We start from the raw sequence: 14518 nt of genomic DNA, 5'->3' as shown, positions 1-14518 counted from the left end.
CGTTTTAGGCGGCGTTGAAACCGCGCAGTAGCTGCTCGAGATCGCGGTGCGACCAGATGGTGATGCCCAGCACCTCGCCGCCGATCCGGCCGTTGAAGCGTTCCACCATGCCGTTCATTTGCGGCGTCCGCGGACGGGTGTGGCGATACTCCGCCCCGAGTGCGGCGCAGGCTGTGGCGAAGGTGGGCGCGGAGGAGCGCGAAGCCGGCCCGGCCATACATCGTGCGCGTGATCATCTTGAGGCGGTTGATCTGTCCTTCGGCAGGGTTGGTAGTCCAGGGCAGGTCGAGTGCTGTCTGCACTGCCGCGAGGTCGCGATGCAGACCGGTGGCATTGGCCGAGCTCAGCACATCTTGAAGCGGATCGTCACCGTCCCGGTGCAGCACGCGGCGCCGGTGCCGCTCCGAGGCGCGGCGCGGCGAGGAGCCTGCCGTCGCCATGGGGCCTGGTCCATGCTACTCTATTGTCATGGATACCAAGCCTCCCGTTCCGCCCGCCGTCCTTGTCGGCATCCAGAAACCGGAGGTGGACGACGTGGCGCATCAGGCCAGCCTCGAAGAGCTGGGACGCCTGGTGAAGACACTGGGCTATGAGGTGGTGGGCACGGTGTCGCAGAGGCGCGAGGGCACCGGCGCTGGGGCGCTGCTCGGAAGCGGCAAGCTGGCGGAACTCGCGGCGCTCACGGGCGGCACTGGCGTGGTGGGCTCGATGGCGCCGCCTCCGCGATCCAAGGCACGACAGCGCTTCGAGGGAGCTGCGGAGGGGACACCCACCAGAGATCCGGAGGCGGCCATCGCCCCGGCCCGCAGGCCCGAATTCGTCATCGTCGACCACGAGCTCTCCCCCAGTCAGATCCGCAACCTGGAGTGGGCGACCGGGGCCCAGGTGCTCGACCGCACCGGCATCATCGTCGAGATCTTCCACCGCCATGCCAACACCCGCGAGGCGAAGCTGCAGGTGGAGATGGCTCGGCTGAAATACGTTGCCCCGCGGTTGCGGGAGTCCTCGGGTGGCGGCGGGCGCCAGCAGGGCCCGGGCGCGGGCGAGAGCAACCTCGATCTCGACCGCCGCAAGATCCGCGATCGGCTGGCGGAGCTGAAGGAGCAGCTGGAGGCGGTGCAACGCGACAGCGACAACCGCCGCGCCGCCCGGCGGGACCAGCTGCGGGTGGCGTTGGTCGGCTATACGAATGCTGGCAAGTCCTCGCTGATGCGCGCCCTCACGGGCAGCCAGGTGCTGGTGGAGGACAAGCTCTTCGCGACCCTCGACACCACCGTCCGCATCCTGCAGCCGGAGACGCGGCCGCGCGTACTTGTGTCCGACACGGTCGGCTTCATCAAGCAGCTGCCCCACGACCTCGTCGCCTCCTTCCGTTCCACCCTGACGGAGGCGCTGGAAGCCTCGCTGCTGCTCTATGTCGTGGATGCGTCGGATCCCACCTACGAGGCGCAGCTGGAGGTGAGCCGCGGCGTGCTGCGCGAGATCGGGGCGGATGTCGTTCCGTCCCGCCTGGTGTTGAACAAGATGGACCGGGTGGACGCCGCAGGGCGGGCGGCCCTGCGCGAGAAGCATCCTGACGCCATCCTGCTTTCTGCCCATGTGCCCGAGGATGTCAGCGCCCTACGGGACACCATCATCTCCTTCTTCGAGGCGGAAATGGTGGAGGATGTCTTGGTGCTGCCCTATGCGAAGCAGGGGCTTATCGGCGAGGTCTACGAGAGCGCACGGGTCCTGTCGGAGGAGTATGACGAAAGCGGCCGGGTGCTGAAGGTCCGCGGCCTGCCTGGGGCCATCGCGCGGCTGCAGCGGAGCCTTGCCGCGAGCTGAGCCGTGCCATGCCCTGGGACGTCCGGACTCACTGATCAGCGGCAGGGAAGCCGGACTCTCTCCTTCGCAATGGCCGGAGCGGTCAGTCTTCCGTAAATCCTTGAAAGGCAAGCAAGCGCCTCTGCTATCCTTGCCCTCCGGTCCCATGCGATCCGGCATCCTGACCGAAAGCGGGCGGCCCCGAACGAGGGACGCCCGCACGCCGGGCCGTCTTCGCCCGAAGGCACCGGGCGAGCTTGTTCCGGGGCGACGTGGATGTCGTCAGGGCAGGAGACCGCGCGTACTGGTACGGCGCTCGCCGCGCCTACGGACAGATGGCATGCGGTGTATCTCCTTTCATGGCGAAAGCCATTTCCGGGGCCGGATCCGGCTGCGCACCGGAAGGCTCCACGGCCCGATTCAATAGGATTTCGGCAAGCCCAGGACCTTCTCGGCAATGAAGCAGAGGATGAGTTGCGGGCTGACCGGGGCGATACGCGGGATCATGACCTCCCGCATGTAGCGCTCGACATGGTATTCTCGTGCATAACCGAAGCCGCCATGTGTCATCACCGCCTGCTGGCATGCCTTGAAGCCTGCCTCCGCCGCCAGGTACTTCGCGGAATTGGCCTCGGCGGCGCAGGAAAGCCCCTGATCATAGCGCCAGGCGGCATTCAGGATCATCAGCCGTGCCGCCTGCAGCTCCATCCAGCAAGCTGCGAGCGGGTGCTGGATCGCCTGGTTCTGACCGATGGGCCGGCCAAAGACCACGCGCTCGCCGGCATAGCGCGTGGCCCGCTCCAGCGCGACGAAGCCCAGGCCGACGGCTTCGGCGGCGATCAGGATGCGCTCCGGGTTCAACCCGTGCAGGATGTACTCGAACCCCCTTCCCTCCTCCCCGATGCGGTCTTCGACCGGCACTTCGAGATCATCGAAGAAGACTTCGTTGGAATCGACCGCTTTGCGGCCCATCTTCTCGATCTCGCGGACCTGGACGCGTGCTCGGTCGAGCGTGGTGTAGAAAAGACTCAACCCCTCTGTGCGACGCCGGACCTGCTCGACCGGTGTCGTGCGCGCGAGAAGCAGCACCTTTTCCGCCACCTGCGCCGTGGAGATCCAGATCTTCTGGCCGTTCACCACATAGCGGTCGCCGCGCCGCTCTGCCCGGGTGCGGAGCTGGGTCGTGTCCAACCCCGCATTGGGCTCCGTGACCGCGAAACAGGCCTTCTCCCGCCCCTCGATCAACGGCGGCAGCATGCGGCGCTTCTGTGCCTCAGTGCCGAAGACCACAACGGGATTCAGGCCGAAGATATTCATGTGCACCGCCGAGGCCCCGGTCATGCCGGCTCCCGACTGAGCGATCGTCTGCATCATGATGGCCGCTTCGGTGATGCCCAGCCCGCCGCCGCCATATTCCTCCGGCATGCAGATGCCGAGCCAGCCGTCGCGGGCCAGAGCCTGGTGGAAATCCGTGGGGAAGACACCGTCATGGTCACGCTGCAGCCAGTACTCGTCGTCGAAGCCGGTGCAGATGCGCGCGACCGCTTCCTGCACGGCCTCCTGGTCGGGACTCATCGCGAAGTTCATGACCGAATCTGCTCCATGCCAGTGCTCTCCGTTCCCCGAGCCGGCCGGTGCCGTTCATCCTCGCTTCCTGTAGCGGCGACACGGAAGGCGGGTGGCGGCCCAGGTGGGCCCGGCGGTGTGGCGGACCATCGGCCAAACGGCGCCGTGGTCCGAAGCAGGGAGCCATCCGGCAACGGCACCTGCCGCCAGAAGCCGGTGGCGCGCAGGTGCGGGTCCTGAAGCAGGTCCTCCACATCGTTCACCAGGGAAACGGGAATGTCCGTGGCGGAAAGGATGCGCATCCATTCCTCCGTGTCGCGATGCGACAGCGCCTCCGCCACACATCCATAGGCGTGATCGATGTTCGCCTGCCGTGCCACATGGTCGCGCAGGCGTGGATCGTCGGCCAGTTCCTGTTCCCTGCCAAGAAGGGTGAAGAACCTTTCCCAGTGCACCTGCGTGTAGAGCAGAACGGCGATCCAGCCGTTCCGCGTGCGGTAGGGCCGACGGTGCGGCGACATCAGCCGGGGATAATAGGGCCCGCCTTCCGGGGGATCGAAGCTCAGCCCGCCCAGATGGTCGCTGGCGACGAGGTCGGCGAAGGTCTCGAACATCGGAACCTCCACCTCCTGCGCCACGCCAGTCCGCGCGCGACAGGCAATGGCCGCCGCGACGGCGAAGGCGAGATGCGCGCCGACGACCCGGTCCACCAGCGTCATGGGCACATAGGCAGGGGCCTCGCCGGAAGCGCGACCCATTGTTGCGGCGAGACCGCTGGCGGCCTGGATCAGGTCGTCATAGGCCGGGCGTCCGGAGAACGGGCCGCCGGCTCCGTAGCCATAGGCGCTGGCCACGATCAACCCGGGATTCACGGCGTCCAGATCAGCCTTCCGCAGGCTCAGCCGGGCCGCGGCTTCGGGTCGCATGTTGTGCACCAGAACATCCGCCTCGGCGGCGAGTTCACGCAGATGCCGCTGCCCCTCGGCGGATTTCAGATCCACGACCGCACCGCGCTTGCTTCGGTTCAGGTGGGCGAAGATCGCACCGCCCTGGCCGGCCCGGCGCATGATGTCGCCTTCCGGTGGTTCCAGCTTCAGCACATCGGCGCCGAGATCCGCGAGCAGACGGGTCGCGTAGGGGCCCATCACAACCGTGCTGGCATCCAGGATGCGGATGCCCGAGAGTGCCGTCATTGCCGGGTCACTCCTTCTCGATCCCGGCAGCCTCGATCAGCTGCCTCCACTGGACCAGTTCCGTCTGGACGAACTGCCCCAGATCCTGCGGCGTGCCGGAGAAGGCCTCGAAGCCGATATCCCCGAAGCGCTGACGGACCTCGGGCCGCTCTATCGCACTGCGGATGGCGGCGTTGAGAGTGGAAGTCGCGGCGGGCGGCATGCGCGCGGGACCGAAAACGCCGTTCCAGGAGGTAATGTCGAAATCGGGCAGCCCGGCCTCCGCCATGGAAGGCGCATCCGGCATCAGTGTGGAACGGCTGCGGGTGCTCATCGCCAGGACCCGAAGCTGGCCGGCCTGGATGTTGGACAGGCCGGCGGCGATATCCACGAACATGCAGGTGACACGCCCTGCGATCACATCGGTCATCGCCGGCGGCGTGCTGCGATAGGGCACGTGCAGCATCTCGACGCCGCCCATGCGGGCCATCGTCGCGCCCGCCACGATTCCCGTGCTGTTGCCGCTGGCATAGGTCACTTCCCCCGGCTTGCGGCGCGCCATGGTGAGAAGTTCCTGCAGGTTCCGGACCGGCACCTGCTCGCCCACGACCAGCATGAAGGGCAGGTTTCCCACCCGCGCCACGGGCGTGAAATCCGCGACCGGGTCATAGTCGATGCGCTTCATCAGCGACGGATTGGCGGAATGCGTCGTGTTGGTCGTCACGAACAGGGCTGTGCCGTCGGGCGCGGCTCGCGCGGCGGCCATGGCGGCGATGCTGCCATTGGCGCCCGGGCGGTTATCGACCACCACCGGCACGCCGAGTTGCCTGGCCAGCAGATCCGCCAGGATGCGAGCCACCGCATCCGTGCCGCTGCCGCCGGCGAATGGCACCAGGAGCGTGACGGTGTGTGCCGGACGCCAGGCTTGCCCCCAGGCTTGCATCAGGGGAAGCGCTGCGCCGGCCGCGCCCAGAAAGGTCCGCCGGGCGATCATGCCCGCACCTCCGCGTGTCGGACGACCTTGTCGGGATTCTCGCCATAGGGCGGCGAATAGATCACCAGCACATGCACAGGGTCGTCGCTGACAACGGTGAAGACGTGCTCCTCACCTGCCGGGAAGAAGCACATCTCGCCGGGGCCGATCTCACGGCTCTGACCGGCGATCCCGGCCCGTGCCCGGCCCTGGAGAATGTAGCAGGCCTGCTCCATGCCGGGATGCGCATGCGGCAATGCGCCGCTGCCCTTCTCGATGATGCCAAGCAGCACTTCCATCCTCTCCGCGCCAACCGTTTCCGGTGCGATCAGACGGCGGTTCACAGTGCCGGTGTGGTTGGCGGGGCTGTAGGCACGTACCTCATCGGGTCGCACGAAATAATTCCGTGGCGTCGTTCCGGACATCTTTCACTCCCTGGGCGCCTCGTTCTCGGGAGGCGTCCTTGTCGTTGGATATCGAAGCCGACCCGTTGATAAATCAATTGAATATTTTTGCTCGTGTTATAAATTTTTTCTATGAGCATTACCTTGAAGGGCCTGCGCGCTTTCGTCACCGTGCTGCGATATGGCAGCTTCACGCGCGCCGCAGGTTTGCTGCACGTCACCCAACCAGCACTCACGGTCCAGATCCGGCAACTTGAGGAGGCGCTGGGTCTGAAGCTGCTCGATCGCACACCCCATGGTACCGAGCCCACGACGGCGGGGCTGGAATTCGCCCGGTCCCTGGAGCCCCTGCTGCAGGAGCTGGAGCATAGTGTCATCAACCTGCAGGACCTTGCCGCTCGGCGGCGGGGTCTCGTGCGCGTTGCAGCGCTGCCTTCCGTCGCTGCCGGCCTTCTTCCCATGGCCATGGCGCGGCTCAAGACCACACATCCCAATCTCAAGATCCGGCTACGGGAGGCAGTGACTCGCCAGGTCTACGAACAGGTCCGCTCCGATCAGGTGGATATCGGCATTGCCAGCGATCTCTCACCGGGCGAGGCGTTCACGATCGAACCTTTGTTCCGCGATCAGATCGTGGCTCTTCTGCCACCGAGGCATCCTCTGGCGCGGCGCCGAAGCATTGCGCTGACGCGCCTGGCCGAGGAGCCGCTGCTGCTTTTGGAAACGGACAGCAGCATCCGGCAATTGGTGGACGACGCCTTCGCACGCATCGGGAAACTGGTTACGCCCGTTCAGGAAGTTGCCTATTCCAGTACACTCGTCGGCATGGCGAGGGCAGGCCTCGGCATCGCTCTTCTCCCGTCGAGCGCGGCCGAGTTGCGCATGGCCCCGGAGTTGGCCGCGCGGCCGCTGGGACCACCGGCAGTTGGACGCAAGGTGACCTTGATCCGGCGGGCCGGACGTTCACTTTCCCCTGCCGCAGAGGCCTTTTCCGAGGCCCTGCGAGAGGAGGTCAGGCGGTTCGAAGGGGCCGTGCCCCTGAAGGAATGTTGATGCCGTTCCGCGTTCGCCAGCACACGGATCGGTGGTGGCCACCATGGAGGCCGGCCTTGACATGGGTTCCGTTTGGCAAGTCCAGTATTCGGGCTGAAAACCACAACGTGGCATGTCGTCTGCCGGATTTCCGGAGTGGGGATTTCCGTTGATTTTTGCTGAGAACTGAACCGTGCGGGGGTATGTCCCGCCGACATTGGCCGCGGGTCAAGTAGGCGCTTTGGCCCTCTTGGTATTAGCGGTTTGAGTCAGAAGTTCTCTTACACCTCGGCGGTCTCGGCGTGGCGCGAGCCCCAGGCGGCGACAAGGACGAGTCCTGTGTCCGAGGGGCAGTCGACAAGTTACGTGGAGAGTTCCGGTGAATCGTTCCAACCGTTACACATCACTTGAAGTAGAGCGCTGCCATCGAGCTCGGCCAATGGCTCGGTTGGACAATATTCCGGGAGGTGGTGTGTGATATGAGCACCATCAGGGCCCGGCGATGGCTATGATCACCAAGCTGACTGCACTAGAGTGATGAGTTGCATCCTAACCATCTCTTGAAGGTAGAGGTTTGTCCGATCCCGTCCTGACCCCGTCGCGCCGCAACCTGCTGGTTGGTGCTCTCGGCCTCGCCAGCCCAGTCCTGTTCGGCGATCTCGCATCGCGTCCCGCCTGGGCGGACCCGGCAACGCCGCGTGGCGTCTATACGCCGACCTTCTTCACCGGGCCGGAATGGCGTGTGCTGAATGCGCTGGTGGACCGGCTGATCCCCGCCGACGAGATGGGCCCCGGGGCGCTGGAGGCCGGTGTCACCGAGTTCATCGACCGCCAGATGAACGAGCCCTATGGCCATGGCTCAATCTGGTATCTGGAGGGCCCCTATCGCGAGGCGCCGCCGGAACTGGGCTACCAGCTCGGCCTCACGCCGCGGGACCTCTACCATCATGCGCTGCCGGAGATCGACCGGCAGGCCCGGGCGAAGCACGGCAGGCAGGTCGCGGACCTGGATGCCCCCGCGCGGGACGCCCTGCTGCAATCCCTGCAGCACGATGAGCTCCGGCTCGGGGATGTTCCTTCCGGCACCTTCTTCGGCCAGCTTCTGCAGAACACGCGCGAGGGATATTTCTGCGATCCCGTCTATGGCGGGAACCGGCAGATGGCGGCCTGGCGGATGATCGGCTTTCCCGGGGCGCGCGCCGACTTCATGGACTGGGTCGAGCAGTATGGCCGGCACTATCCCTATCCCCCCGTCTCCATCCGCTATCGCTGAGTGCCCCGCCATGGCTGATATCAGGATGCCCCACACCGATGCGGTGGTCGTCGGCTTCGGCTGGACCGGCGCCATCATGTCGAAGGAGCTGACCGAGGCGGGGCTGAAGGTCGTCGCGTTGGAGCGCGGCGAATTCCGCGACACCTATCCCGACGGCGCCTATCCTGAGACGATGGACGAGCTGGCCTATGCGCAGCGTCTCAAGCTCTTCCTGAGCCCCCGGCAGAACACCGTGACCTTCCGGCATGGAATCGACGACCAGGCGGTGCCCTATCGCCAGATCGCGGGGTTCAAGCCGGGCGTCGGCGTCGGCGGGGCGGGGCTGCACTGGTCGGGCGTGCACTGGCGCGTGCTGCCGGAGGAGCTGCACCTGCGCTCGCGCTACGAGGAGCGCTATGGCCGCAGCTTCATCCCCGAGGAGATGACGATCCAGGACCATGGCGTCCGCTACGAGGATCTGGAGCCGCATTTCGACTTCGCCGAGAAGGTCTTCGGCACCTCCGGCGCGGCCTACCGCGTCGGTGGCAAGGTGGTGAACGAGGCCCAGGGCAACATCTTCGAGGCCGATCGTTCAGGCGACTTCCCGCTGCCACCGCAGAAGGTGCCGTACCAGGCCGAGCTGTTCCGCAAGGCGGCGAAGGAGGTGGGGCTGCATCCCTTCAACCTGCCTTCCGCCAATGCCTCTGGGCCCTACACCAACCCCTATGGATGCGGCATGGGCGTCTGCAACTTCTGCGGCTTCTGTTCCGGCTATGCCTGCTACAACTACTCCAAGGCTTCGCCGAACGTGAACATCCTGCCGGCGCTGCGGCGGGTTCCGCATTTCGAGCTGCGCGCGAACTGCGAGGTGCTGCGCGTCAATCTCGACGCCACGGGAAAGCGGGCGACGGGGGTCACCTATGTCACGCCGGACGGCAAGACCGTGGAGCAGCCGGCTGATCTCGTGATCATCGGCACCTTCGCCTACAACAACGCCCGGCTCCTGCTGCTCTCCGGGATCGGGACGCCCTATGACCCGCGCAGCGGGGAAGGCGCGGTCGGCAAGAACTTCACCTGGCAGACCATGGCGACGGTCCGCGCTTTCTTTCCCGAGGGCAAGAACGTCAACCCGTTCATCGGCGCGGGCGGCACGGGCATCGGCCTCGACGACTTCAACGGCGACCACTACGACCACGGGCCGCTGGGTTTCGTCGGTGGCTCGCCCGTCTGGTGCAACCCGGCCGGGACCAAGCCGATCGGCGGCATTCCCGTGCCGGACGGCACGCCGCAATGGGGCGCCGGCTGGAAGAAGGCGGTGAAGGAGAGCTACCTCAACGCGATGGCCTTCGACATCCACGGCACCAACATGGCCTATCGCGACTGCTACCTGGACCTCGACCCGGACTACCGGGATTCCTACGGCCAGCCGCTGCTGCGCATGACCTTCAACTGGCACGACAACGATGTGCGCATGAGCCGCTACATCACGGAGCAGGTGACGGCGGTGGCGAAGGCCATGAATCCGTCCTCCGTCCAGGTCAGCGTCAAGAATTTCGGGGCGAAGGCGGATCTGCGCTCCTACCAGACCACGCATCTCGCCGGCGGAGCCATCATGGGCGAGAACCCGCGCACCAGCGTGGTGAACCGGTACCTGCAGAACTGGGACGTGCACAACCTCTTCTGCGTCGGCTCGGGCGCCTTCCCTCAGGGCATCGGCTACAACCCCACCGGGATGGTGGCGGCGCTCACCTACTGGTCCGCCAGGGCGATCCGGGGGCAGTACCTGAAGAACCCGGGCCCGCTGGTGCAGGCATGAGGAGGCCCGGCATGTCCCGCCTCCGCGCGTTGCTCAGCGCCGGAGCCGTGTTTCTCGCGATGGGCACGGCCCGTGCCGCCGGTCCGGCAGACGCCCCCACGGCCCCTTCCCTGGTCGAGCGCGGCGCCTATCTGGCGCGGGCCGGGGATTGCGTGGCCTGCCACACCGCGCCGGGCGGCAGGCCCTTCGCGGGCGGGCTCTCCATGTCGACGCCGATCGGCACGATCTATTCAACGAACATCACGCCCGACCGCGACACGGGGATCGGCGGCTGGAGCTTCGAGGAGTTCGACCGGCTGATGCGCCGGGGCATCCGGCCAGAGGGCGGCACGGTCTATCCGGCCATGCCCTATCCTTCCTATTCGCGCCTGGCCGAGGCGGATATGCAGGCGCTGTACGCCTATTTCACCCAGGGCGTGGAGCCGGTGCGGCAGGCGAACCGGGACAGCGACATCCCCTGGCCGCTGTCCATGCGCTGGCCGTTGGCGCTCTGGCGTACCTTCTTCGCCCCGTCGCCGCAGCCCTTTCAGCCACAGCCGGGGCAGGACCCGCGGGTGGCGCGCGGCGCCTATCTGGTGGAGGGGCTGGGCCATTGCGGCGCCTGCCACACGCCCCGCGCCCTGACCATGCAGGAGGAGGCGCTGACCGACGGGAAGAGCGTCTTCCTGTCCGGCGGCGGTCCCGTCGATGGCTGGACCGCGCCCTCGCTGCGCAACGAGCATGGCGGCGGACTCGCGGACTGGAGCGAGGCGGAGATCGTCGCCTTCCTGAAGACCGGCCGCAACGCGCATACGGCGACCTTCGGCGCGATGAACGACGTGGTGGTGCATTCGATGCAGTACCTGACCGACGAGGATCTTGGCAGTATCGCCGCCTATCTGAAGTCGCTGCGGCCGCACCGGCCGGAGGCGCCGCCCTACCGCTATGACGAGACAACGGCGACGGCGCTGTTCAACGGCGATGCCAGCGCGCGCGGAGCGCAGATCTATGTGGACCGCTGCGCCGGCTGCCATCGCACGGACGGAAGGGGCTATGCCAACGCCTTCCCGGCCCTGGCGGGCAATCCGGTGCTACAGACGGATAACGGGACCTCGGCCATCCACATCGTGCTGTCGGGCGGGCGGCTGCCCGGGACGCGCACGGCGCCCTCGGCCTTCACCATGGCGCCCTATGCCGGGCTGCTGAGCGACGAGCAGGTGGCCGATGTGGTCAGCTTCATCCAGACCGGATGGGGCAACCGGGGCAAGCCGGTGACGGTGGAGGATGTCCGCAAGATGCGCGAGCAGGCGGAGCCGGTGAAGGCCGAGGGCTGGACCTCCATTGCTCCGGCCACGCAGACAGCGGCCCCGCAGGGTGCGGACAGAGCCGCCAAGCCACCGCCGCCCACGCAGCGGTAGCAAAAAGAGCCCTCATGGGGTGATGGTATGGGTTTGGGAGGCGAACGGATTTTGAGGCCGTGGCAGGCGACGCTCCCTCTCACATATTGATTCAGGCGTGCCGCTGGCGTCCTGCGGCAGCGCCACCAATAGATGGCGTCCATCAAGGTCAATTCAGTGAGGTCCGAAAAATCCCCTGTGGAATTCCAGGTTCAACCGGGACATGAGGATGAGGCGGCACGGCTTGTGACACGTCTGGCCGAGGCGGTGCGGCGGGAGCCGGGAAATCTTCTGCTGCTGTCCTACCGAGGTCTGGGCCGTGGAGCCGGAGGATTTCGATGATCTGGCTCGCAGCCTGGCCAGCGGTCGGCGCGAGAGCAACGACATGTCGGGGCGTTCCATCTGCGATGCACTCGTGGCCAAGACGACGGGCGATCTGACCTTCTCGGTTGCGCAGCGCATCTTGCATGGCGTGCTCAAGGTCAGCGATGCAGAGGTCATGCAGGCGATGCATCTGGCGTTCAATGAATTCCGCATCGTCGTAGAGCCGGGCGGCGCCGCAGCTCTGGCAGCCGTCATGGCAGGGCGCCTGCAAACAGATGGGAGAGTGCTGGCCGTCCTCGCTTCCGGCTCCAATGTGGACCCGTCGCTCTTCCGACAGGTCCTCTCCTGATGGTCTGAGCTGGAACTCCCCCCGCAGAATGGTCCGACGGCGGTTTAGCCGGGATGCGATCCGCGGTCCGAGTGGTGGATGCAGATACAGGTCTCATAAGGCGGCGTTCACGGTGCGCCGGCGGCGCGGCGCGAGGTCCGCGGCCTGGCGGAGCGCCTCGACGAGGCTACCGTCATCGGCGATGCCTTTGCCCGCGATGTCGAAGGCCGTGCCGTGATCGACCGAGGTGCGGATCACCGGCAGGCCGATGGTGATGTTCACCCCTGCTTCCAGCCCCATCACCTTCACCGGCCCGTGGCCCTGGTCGTGGTACATCGCCACGACCAGGTCGAAGTCGCCCCGCGCGGCGCGGAAGAACAGCGTGTCGGCGGGTAGAGGCCCCTCGACCTGCCATCCCTTCGCGCGGCATGCCTGCACGGCGGGGATGATCTTCTCTTCCTCCTCGCCCTGGCCGAACAGACCATTCTCGCCGGCATGCGGGTTGATGCCGCAGACGCCGATACGGGGCTCGGCGATGCCAGCCTTGACCAGCGTGGCGTGGCCACGGGCGATGACGCGCTCCACCAGTCCGGGCTCGATCCGCCGGATCGCGTCCATCAGGCCGATATGCGTGGTGACGTGGATGACGCGCAGCTTCGGCGCCACCAGCATCATCGACACCTCTGGCGTGCCGGTCAGATGGGCGAGGAGCTCTGTGTGCCCCGGATACTTGTGCCCGGCGGCGTGCAGCGCCTCCTTGCTCAGCGGCGCGGTGCAGATCGCATCGGCTTCGCCCGCCTCGACCAGCCGCGTCGCGCGCTCGATGTAGCGGTAGGCGCCCTCGCCGGACAGCGGCAGGACCTTGCCGAAAGGATGCCCGGCGGGGATCAGGCCGAGGTCGATCACATCCACCGTGCCCGGCTCGTAGCGCGCGCCGGAAGGCTCGCTCAGCTCCCGCACCGCGAGGCCGGTCCGGGCGATCTCGCCTGCCTCGCGCAGCCGCACCGCCTCGCCCACCACCAGCGGACGGCACATGGCATGCACCTCCGGCCGGCCCAGGGCCTTCATGATGATCTCCGGCCCGATGCCGGAGGCATCGCCCATGGTGATGGCGATGATGGGCCGGTCCTGGGCGGTGTTGTCGTGGTTCTGGGTCATGTCCGGTTTCCGAGTAGGTCGTGCATTCTGGCGAGGCTGTTGAGCAGGCTGCGGTCGTGGCCGAAGGCCCCGGCTTTGGTCATCACCGGGATGCGCACCGCGCCCTGGGTGATGCCGAGCGGCACGCCGGGCTCCACCTCCTCCAGCAGGCGGATCCCGTGCACCCCGAGCCTGGTAAGCAAGGCGCAGGCAGTCTCCCCGCCAGTGGCGAAGAGCCCGGCCATACACGCCCCCGCCGGGGCGAGGAGCAGGGCCAGGGACTCGGCCAGGGCGGCACCTTGGCGGAGATCCGCCCCGGCGTCGGGGGCGATCTGTACCAGCGTGTCACGTCCCCGTGCCAGGGCGGCGGCGATCTCCGCGGACAGCGGCGCCCAGTCGCGGGCGGCCGGCCCAGCGCGCAGCAGGGCGGGCGCGACGGGGAAATGCGTGACCGCGTCCTCCGCCGCCAGCCGCGCGGCGGCGTCGCGGGACGCCTCGGCGACGCTGCCCACCACCAGCAGCACGCCCTGGCCGCCGGTGGGCGAGGCCGGAATGGGGGTGCGGACGGGGGCGGCCCCACCCGGCGCCATAGGCTGCGCCGCGGCCAGGGCAACGGCGATGCCACCCGAGCCGACCCAGAACACATCCTGGGCGAGCGGCAGACTGGCAAGGGCAAGGCGGTCGAGATCTGCAGGCGTCTCGGCATCGCAGACTACCGCCTCCAGCCCTTCGGCCAGCGCCTGCCGCAGCGCCCCGGCCAGGGCTGCCTCGTCCCGCAACATGGCCAGCGGCAGCGCGGTGTTCCGCAGCCCTGCCTCGTGCAGCACGGTGGGAAGATGGGCGCTGGCATAGCTGTGGTCGCGGGCCCAGAGCGACGCCCGTTCCAGCGGCCTGCCATCCAGGTGGATGCGGCCCCCGCTCGTGGTGCGGCCGGTGCCGGGAAACGCCGGGGCCACGATGGCCAGGCGTGGGCCGGAGGCCTCTCGCGACGCCTGCAGCGTTGCGGCGAGTTCGGCCACCGGCTGGCCGCGCAGGGTGGAGTCGATCTTCTTGATCAGCCCTTGCGCCGGCCCTTCACCAAGCGGGTGCAGGCGGCGGAACAGGGCCGCGTGACGGGCGGCGGCTTCCGCAGCGGGCAGGCGGCGGCTGTCGGCATCGACTGCCAACACCGCCCCGCCCGTTGGCATGTCCCAGCCCGGCGTGACCCCTTGCGGCGCCGCGCCCGCGTGCCAGCCGACCGTGGCGTCCAGCCCGCGCCGGGCGAAGGCGATGGCGCAGTCCGCCGCCCCCGTCAGGTCGTCCGCCAGGATCAGCCAGTGCATCATCGGGACC

Annotated in this window: 13 protein-coding genes and 1 pseudogene; 7 read left to right on the top strand and 7 right to left on the bottom strand. The window is 67.4% G+C overall.

Annotated features, from left to right (window positions below; genetic code table 11):
- Positions 1-4: 4 nt before the first annotated feature.
- Positions 5-169: pseudogene (locus tag RGI145_RS26265) on the bottom strand (integrase core domain-containing protein); the annotation flags it as partial.
- A gap of 299 nt (positions 170-468) precedes the next feature.
- On the opposite strand from RGI145_RS26265, the gene hflX reads away from it, so the two are divergent.
- Positions 469-1827 carry a GTPase HflX gene (gene hflX, locus RGI145_RS22100; RefSeq protein WP_075800662.1) on the top strand — a complete coding sequence of 453 codons (1359 nt, stop codon included), beginning with the start codon at positions 469-471 and terminating at the stop codon, positions 1825-1827.
- A 399-nt stretch (positions 1828-2226) separates the two neighbouring features.
- On the opposite strand, the gene RGI145_RS22095 is transcribed toward hflX, so the two are convergent.
- Genes RGI145_RS22095 through RGI145_RS22080 form a run of 4 tightly spaced genes read right to left on the bottom strand, consistent with a single transcriptional unit; the run spans position 2227 to position 5942 of the window.
- Positions 2227-3381, bottom strand: a complete 1155-nt coding sequence (locus RGI145_RS22095) for an acyl-CoA dehydrogenase family protein (RefSeq protein ID WP_237183328.1) — start codon at positions 3379-3381, stop codon at positions 2227-2229.
- A gap of 8 nt (positions 3382-3389) precedes the next feature.
- The gene (locus RGI145_RS22090; RefSeq protein ID WP_237183327.1) at positions 3390-4565 is read right to left on the bottom strand and encodes a CaiB/BaiF CoA transferase family protein; all 1176 of its coding nucleotides are present in this window, start codon (positions 4563-4565) and stop codon (positions 3390-3392) included.
- Between the two features lie 7 nt (positions 4566-4572).
- Positions 4573-5538, bottom strand: a complete 966-nt coding sequence (locus tag RGI145_RS22085; RefSeq protein ID WP_075800660.1) for a Bug family tripartite tricarboxylate transporter substrate binding protein — start codon at positions 5536-5538, stop codon at positions 4573-4575.
- Complete coding sequence (locus tag RGI145_RS22080) at positions 5535-5942, bottom strand: cupin domain-containing protein (protein WP_075800659.1); 408 nt, start codon at positions 5940-5942, stop codon at positions 5535-5537. Before RGI145_RS22080 ends, RGI145_RS22085 begins: the two co-directional genes overlap by 4 nt.
- 111 nt (positions 5943-6053) lie before the next feature.
- Between RGI145_RS22080 and RGI145_RS22075 the strand changes: the two genes are divergently transcribed.
- The 6 genes from RGI145_RS22075 (at position 6054) to RGI145_RS22055 (ending at position 12070) form a co-directional block, all read left to right on the top strand.
- Positions 6054-6974, top strand: coding sequence for a LysR family transcriptional regulator (locus tag RGI145_RS22075; RefSeq protein ID WP_075800658.1), 921 nt, complete (start codon positions 6054-6056; stop codon positions 6972-6974).
- Between the two features lie 553 nt (positions 6975-7527).
- Positions 7528-8226 (top strand): gluconate 2-dehydrogenase subunit 3 family protein, encoded by a 699-nt coding sequence (locus tag RGI145_RS22070; protein ID WP_075800657.1) that lies wholly within the window; start codon positions 7528-7530, stop codon positions 8224-8226.
- Between the two features lie 10 nt (positions 8227-8236).
- Complete coding sequence (locus tag RGI145_RS22065) at positions 8237-10021, top strand: GMC family oxidoreductase (protein WP_075800656.1); 1785 nt, start codon at positions 8237-8239, stop codon at positions 10019-10021.
- Between the two features lie 11 nt (positions 10022-10032).
- Entirely contained in the window at positions 10033-11418 is a 1386-nt protein-coding gene (locus RGI145_RS22060; protein WP_083671376.1) for a c-type cytochrome, read from the top strand.
- Positions 11419-11550: 132 nt separating this feature from the next.
- Positions 11551-11739, top strand: a complete 189-nt coding sequence (locus RGI145_RS26260; RefSeq protein WP_156878726.1) for a putative quinol monooxygenase — start codon at positions 11551-11553, stop codon at positions 11737-11739.
- Positions 11684-12070 carry a pyridoxal-phosphate dependent enzyme gene (locus RGI145_RS22055; protein WP_083671373.1) on the top strand — a complete coding sequence of 129 codons (387 nt, stop codon included), beginning with the start codon at positions 11684-11686 and terminating at the stop codon, positions 12068-12070. The genes RGI145_RS26260 and RGI145_RS22055 overlap by 56 nt, the downstream gene beginning before the upstream one ends.
- A gap of 93 nt (positions 12071-12163) precedes the next feature.
- On the opposite strand, the gene pdxA is transcribed toward RGI145_RS22055, so the two are convergent.
- Together pdxA and RGI145_RS22045 are read right to left on the bottom strand one after the other, a co-directional pair.
- On the bottom strand, positions 12164-13207 hold the full coding sequence (pdxA, locus tag RGI145_RS22050) for a 4-hydroxythreonine-4-phosphate dehydrogenase PdxA (RefSeq protein WP_075800653.1): 1044 nt from the start codon (positions 13205-13207) through the stop codon (positions 12164-12166).
- Complete coding sequence (locus RGI145_RS22045; protein ID WP_075800652.1) at positions 13204-14511, bottom strand: four-carbon acid sugar kinase family protein; 1308 nt, start codon at positions 14509-14511, stop codon at positions 13204-13206. Before RGI145_RS22045 ends, pdxA begins: the two co-directional genes overlap by 4 nt.
- Positions 14512-14518: the final 7 nt, after the last annotated feature.

The organism is Roseomonas gilardii, assembly GCF_001941945.1.
Taxonomy (GTDB): Bacteria; Pseudomonadota; Alphaproteobacteria; order Acetobacterales; family Acetobacteraceae; genus Roseomonas.
This window is presented reverse-complemented; position numbering and strand designations above follow the sequence as displayed.

Coding starts and splice junctions, on each gene's coding strand:
- hflX (WP_075800662.1), top strand. CDS start 469: ATGGATACCAAGCCTCCCGTTCCGCCCGCCGTCCTTGTCGGCATCCAG.
- RGI145_RS22095 (WP_237183328.1), bottom strand. CDS start 3,381: ATGAGTCCCGACCAGGAGGCCGTGCAGGAAGCGGTCGCGCGCATCTGC.
- RGI145_RS22090 (WP_237183327.1), bottom strand. CDS start 4,565: ATGACGGCACTCTCGGGCATCCGCATCCTGGATGCCAGCACGGTTGTG.
- RGI145_RS22085 (WP_075800660.1), bottom strand. CDS start 5,538: ATGATCGCCCGGCGGACCTTTCTGGGCGCGGCCGGCGCAGCGCTTCCC.
- RGI145_RS22080 (WP_075800659.1), bottom strand. CDS start 5,942: ATGTCCGGAACGACGCCACGGAATTATTTCGTGCGACCCGATGAGGTA.
- RGI145_RS22075 (WP_075800658.1), top strand. CDS start 6,054: ATGAGCATTACCTTGAAGGGCCTGCGCGCTTTCGTCACCGTGCTGCGA.
- RGI145_RS22065 (WP_075800656.1), top strand. CDS start 8,237: ATGGCTGATATCAGGATGCCCCACACCGATGCGGTGGTCGTCGGCTTC.
- RGI145_RS22060 (WP_083671376.1), top strand. CDS start 10,033: ATGTCCCGCCTCCGCGCGTTGCTCAGCGCCGGAGCCGTGTTTCTCGCG.
- RGI145_RS26260 (WP_156878726.1), top strand. CDS start 11,551: ATGGCGTCCATCAAGGTCAATTCAGTGAGGTCCGAAAAATCCCCTGTG.
- pdxA (WP_075800653.1), bottom strand. CDS start 13,207: ATGACCCAGAACCACGACAACACCGCCCAGGACCGGCCCATCATCGCC.
- RGI145_RS22045 (WP_075800652.1), bottom strand. CDS start 14,511: ATGATGCACTGGCTGATCCTGGCGGACGACCTGACGGGGGCGGCGGAC.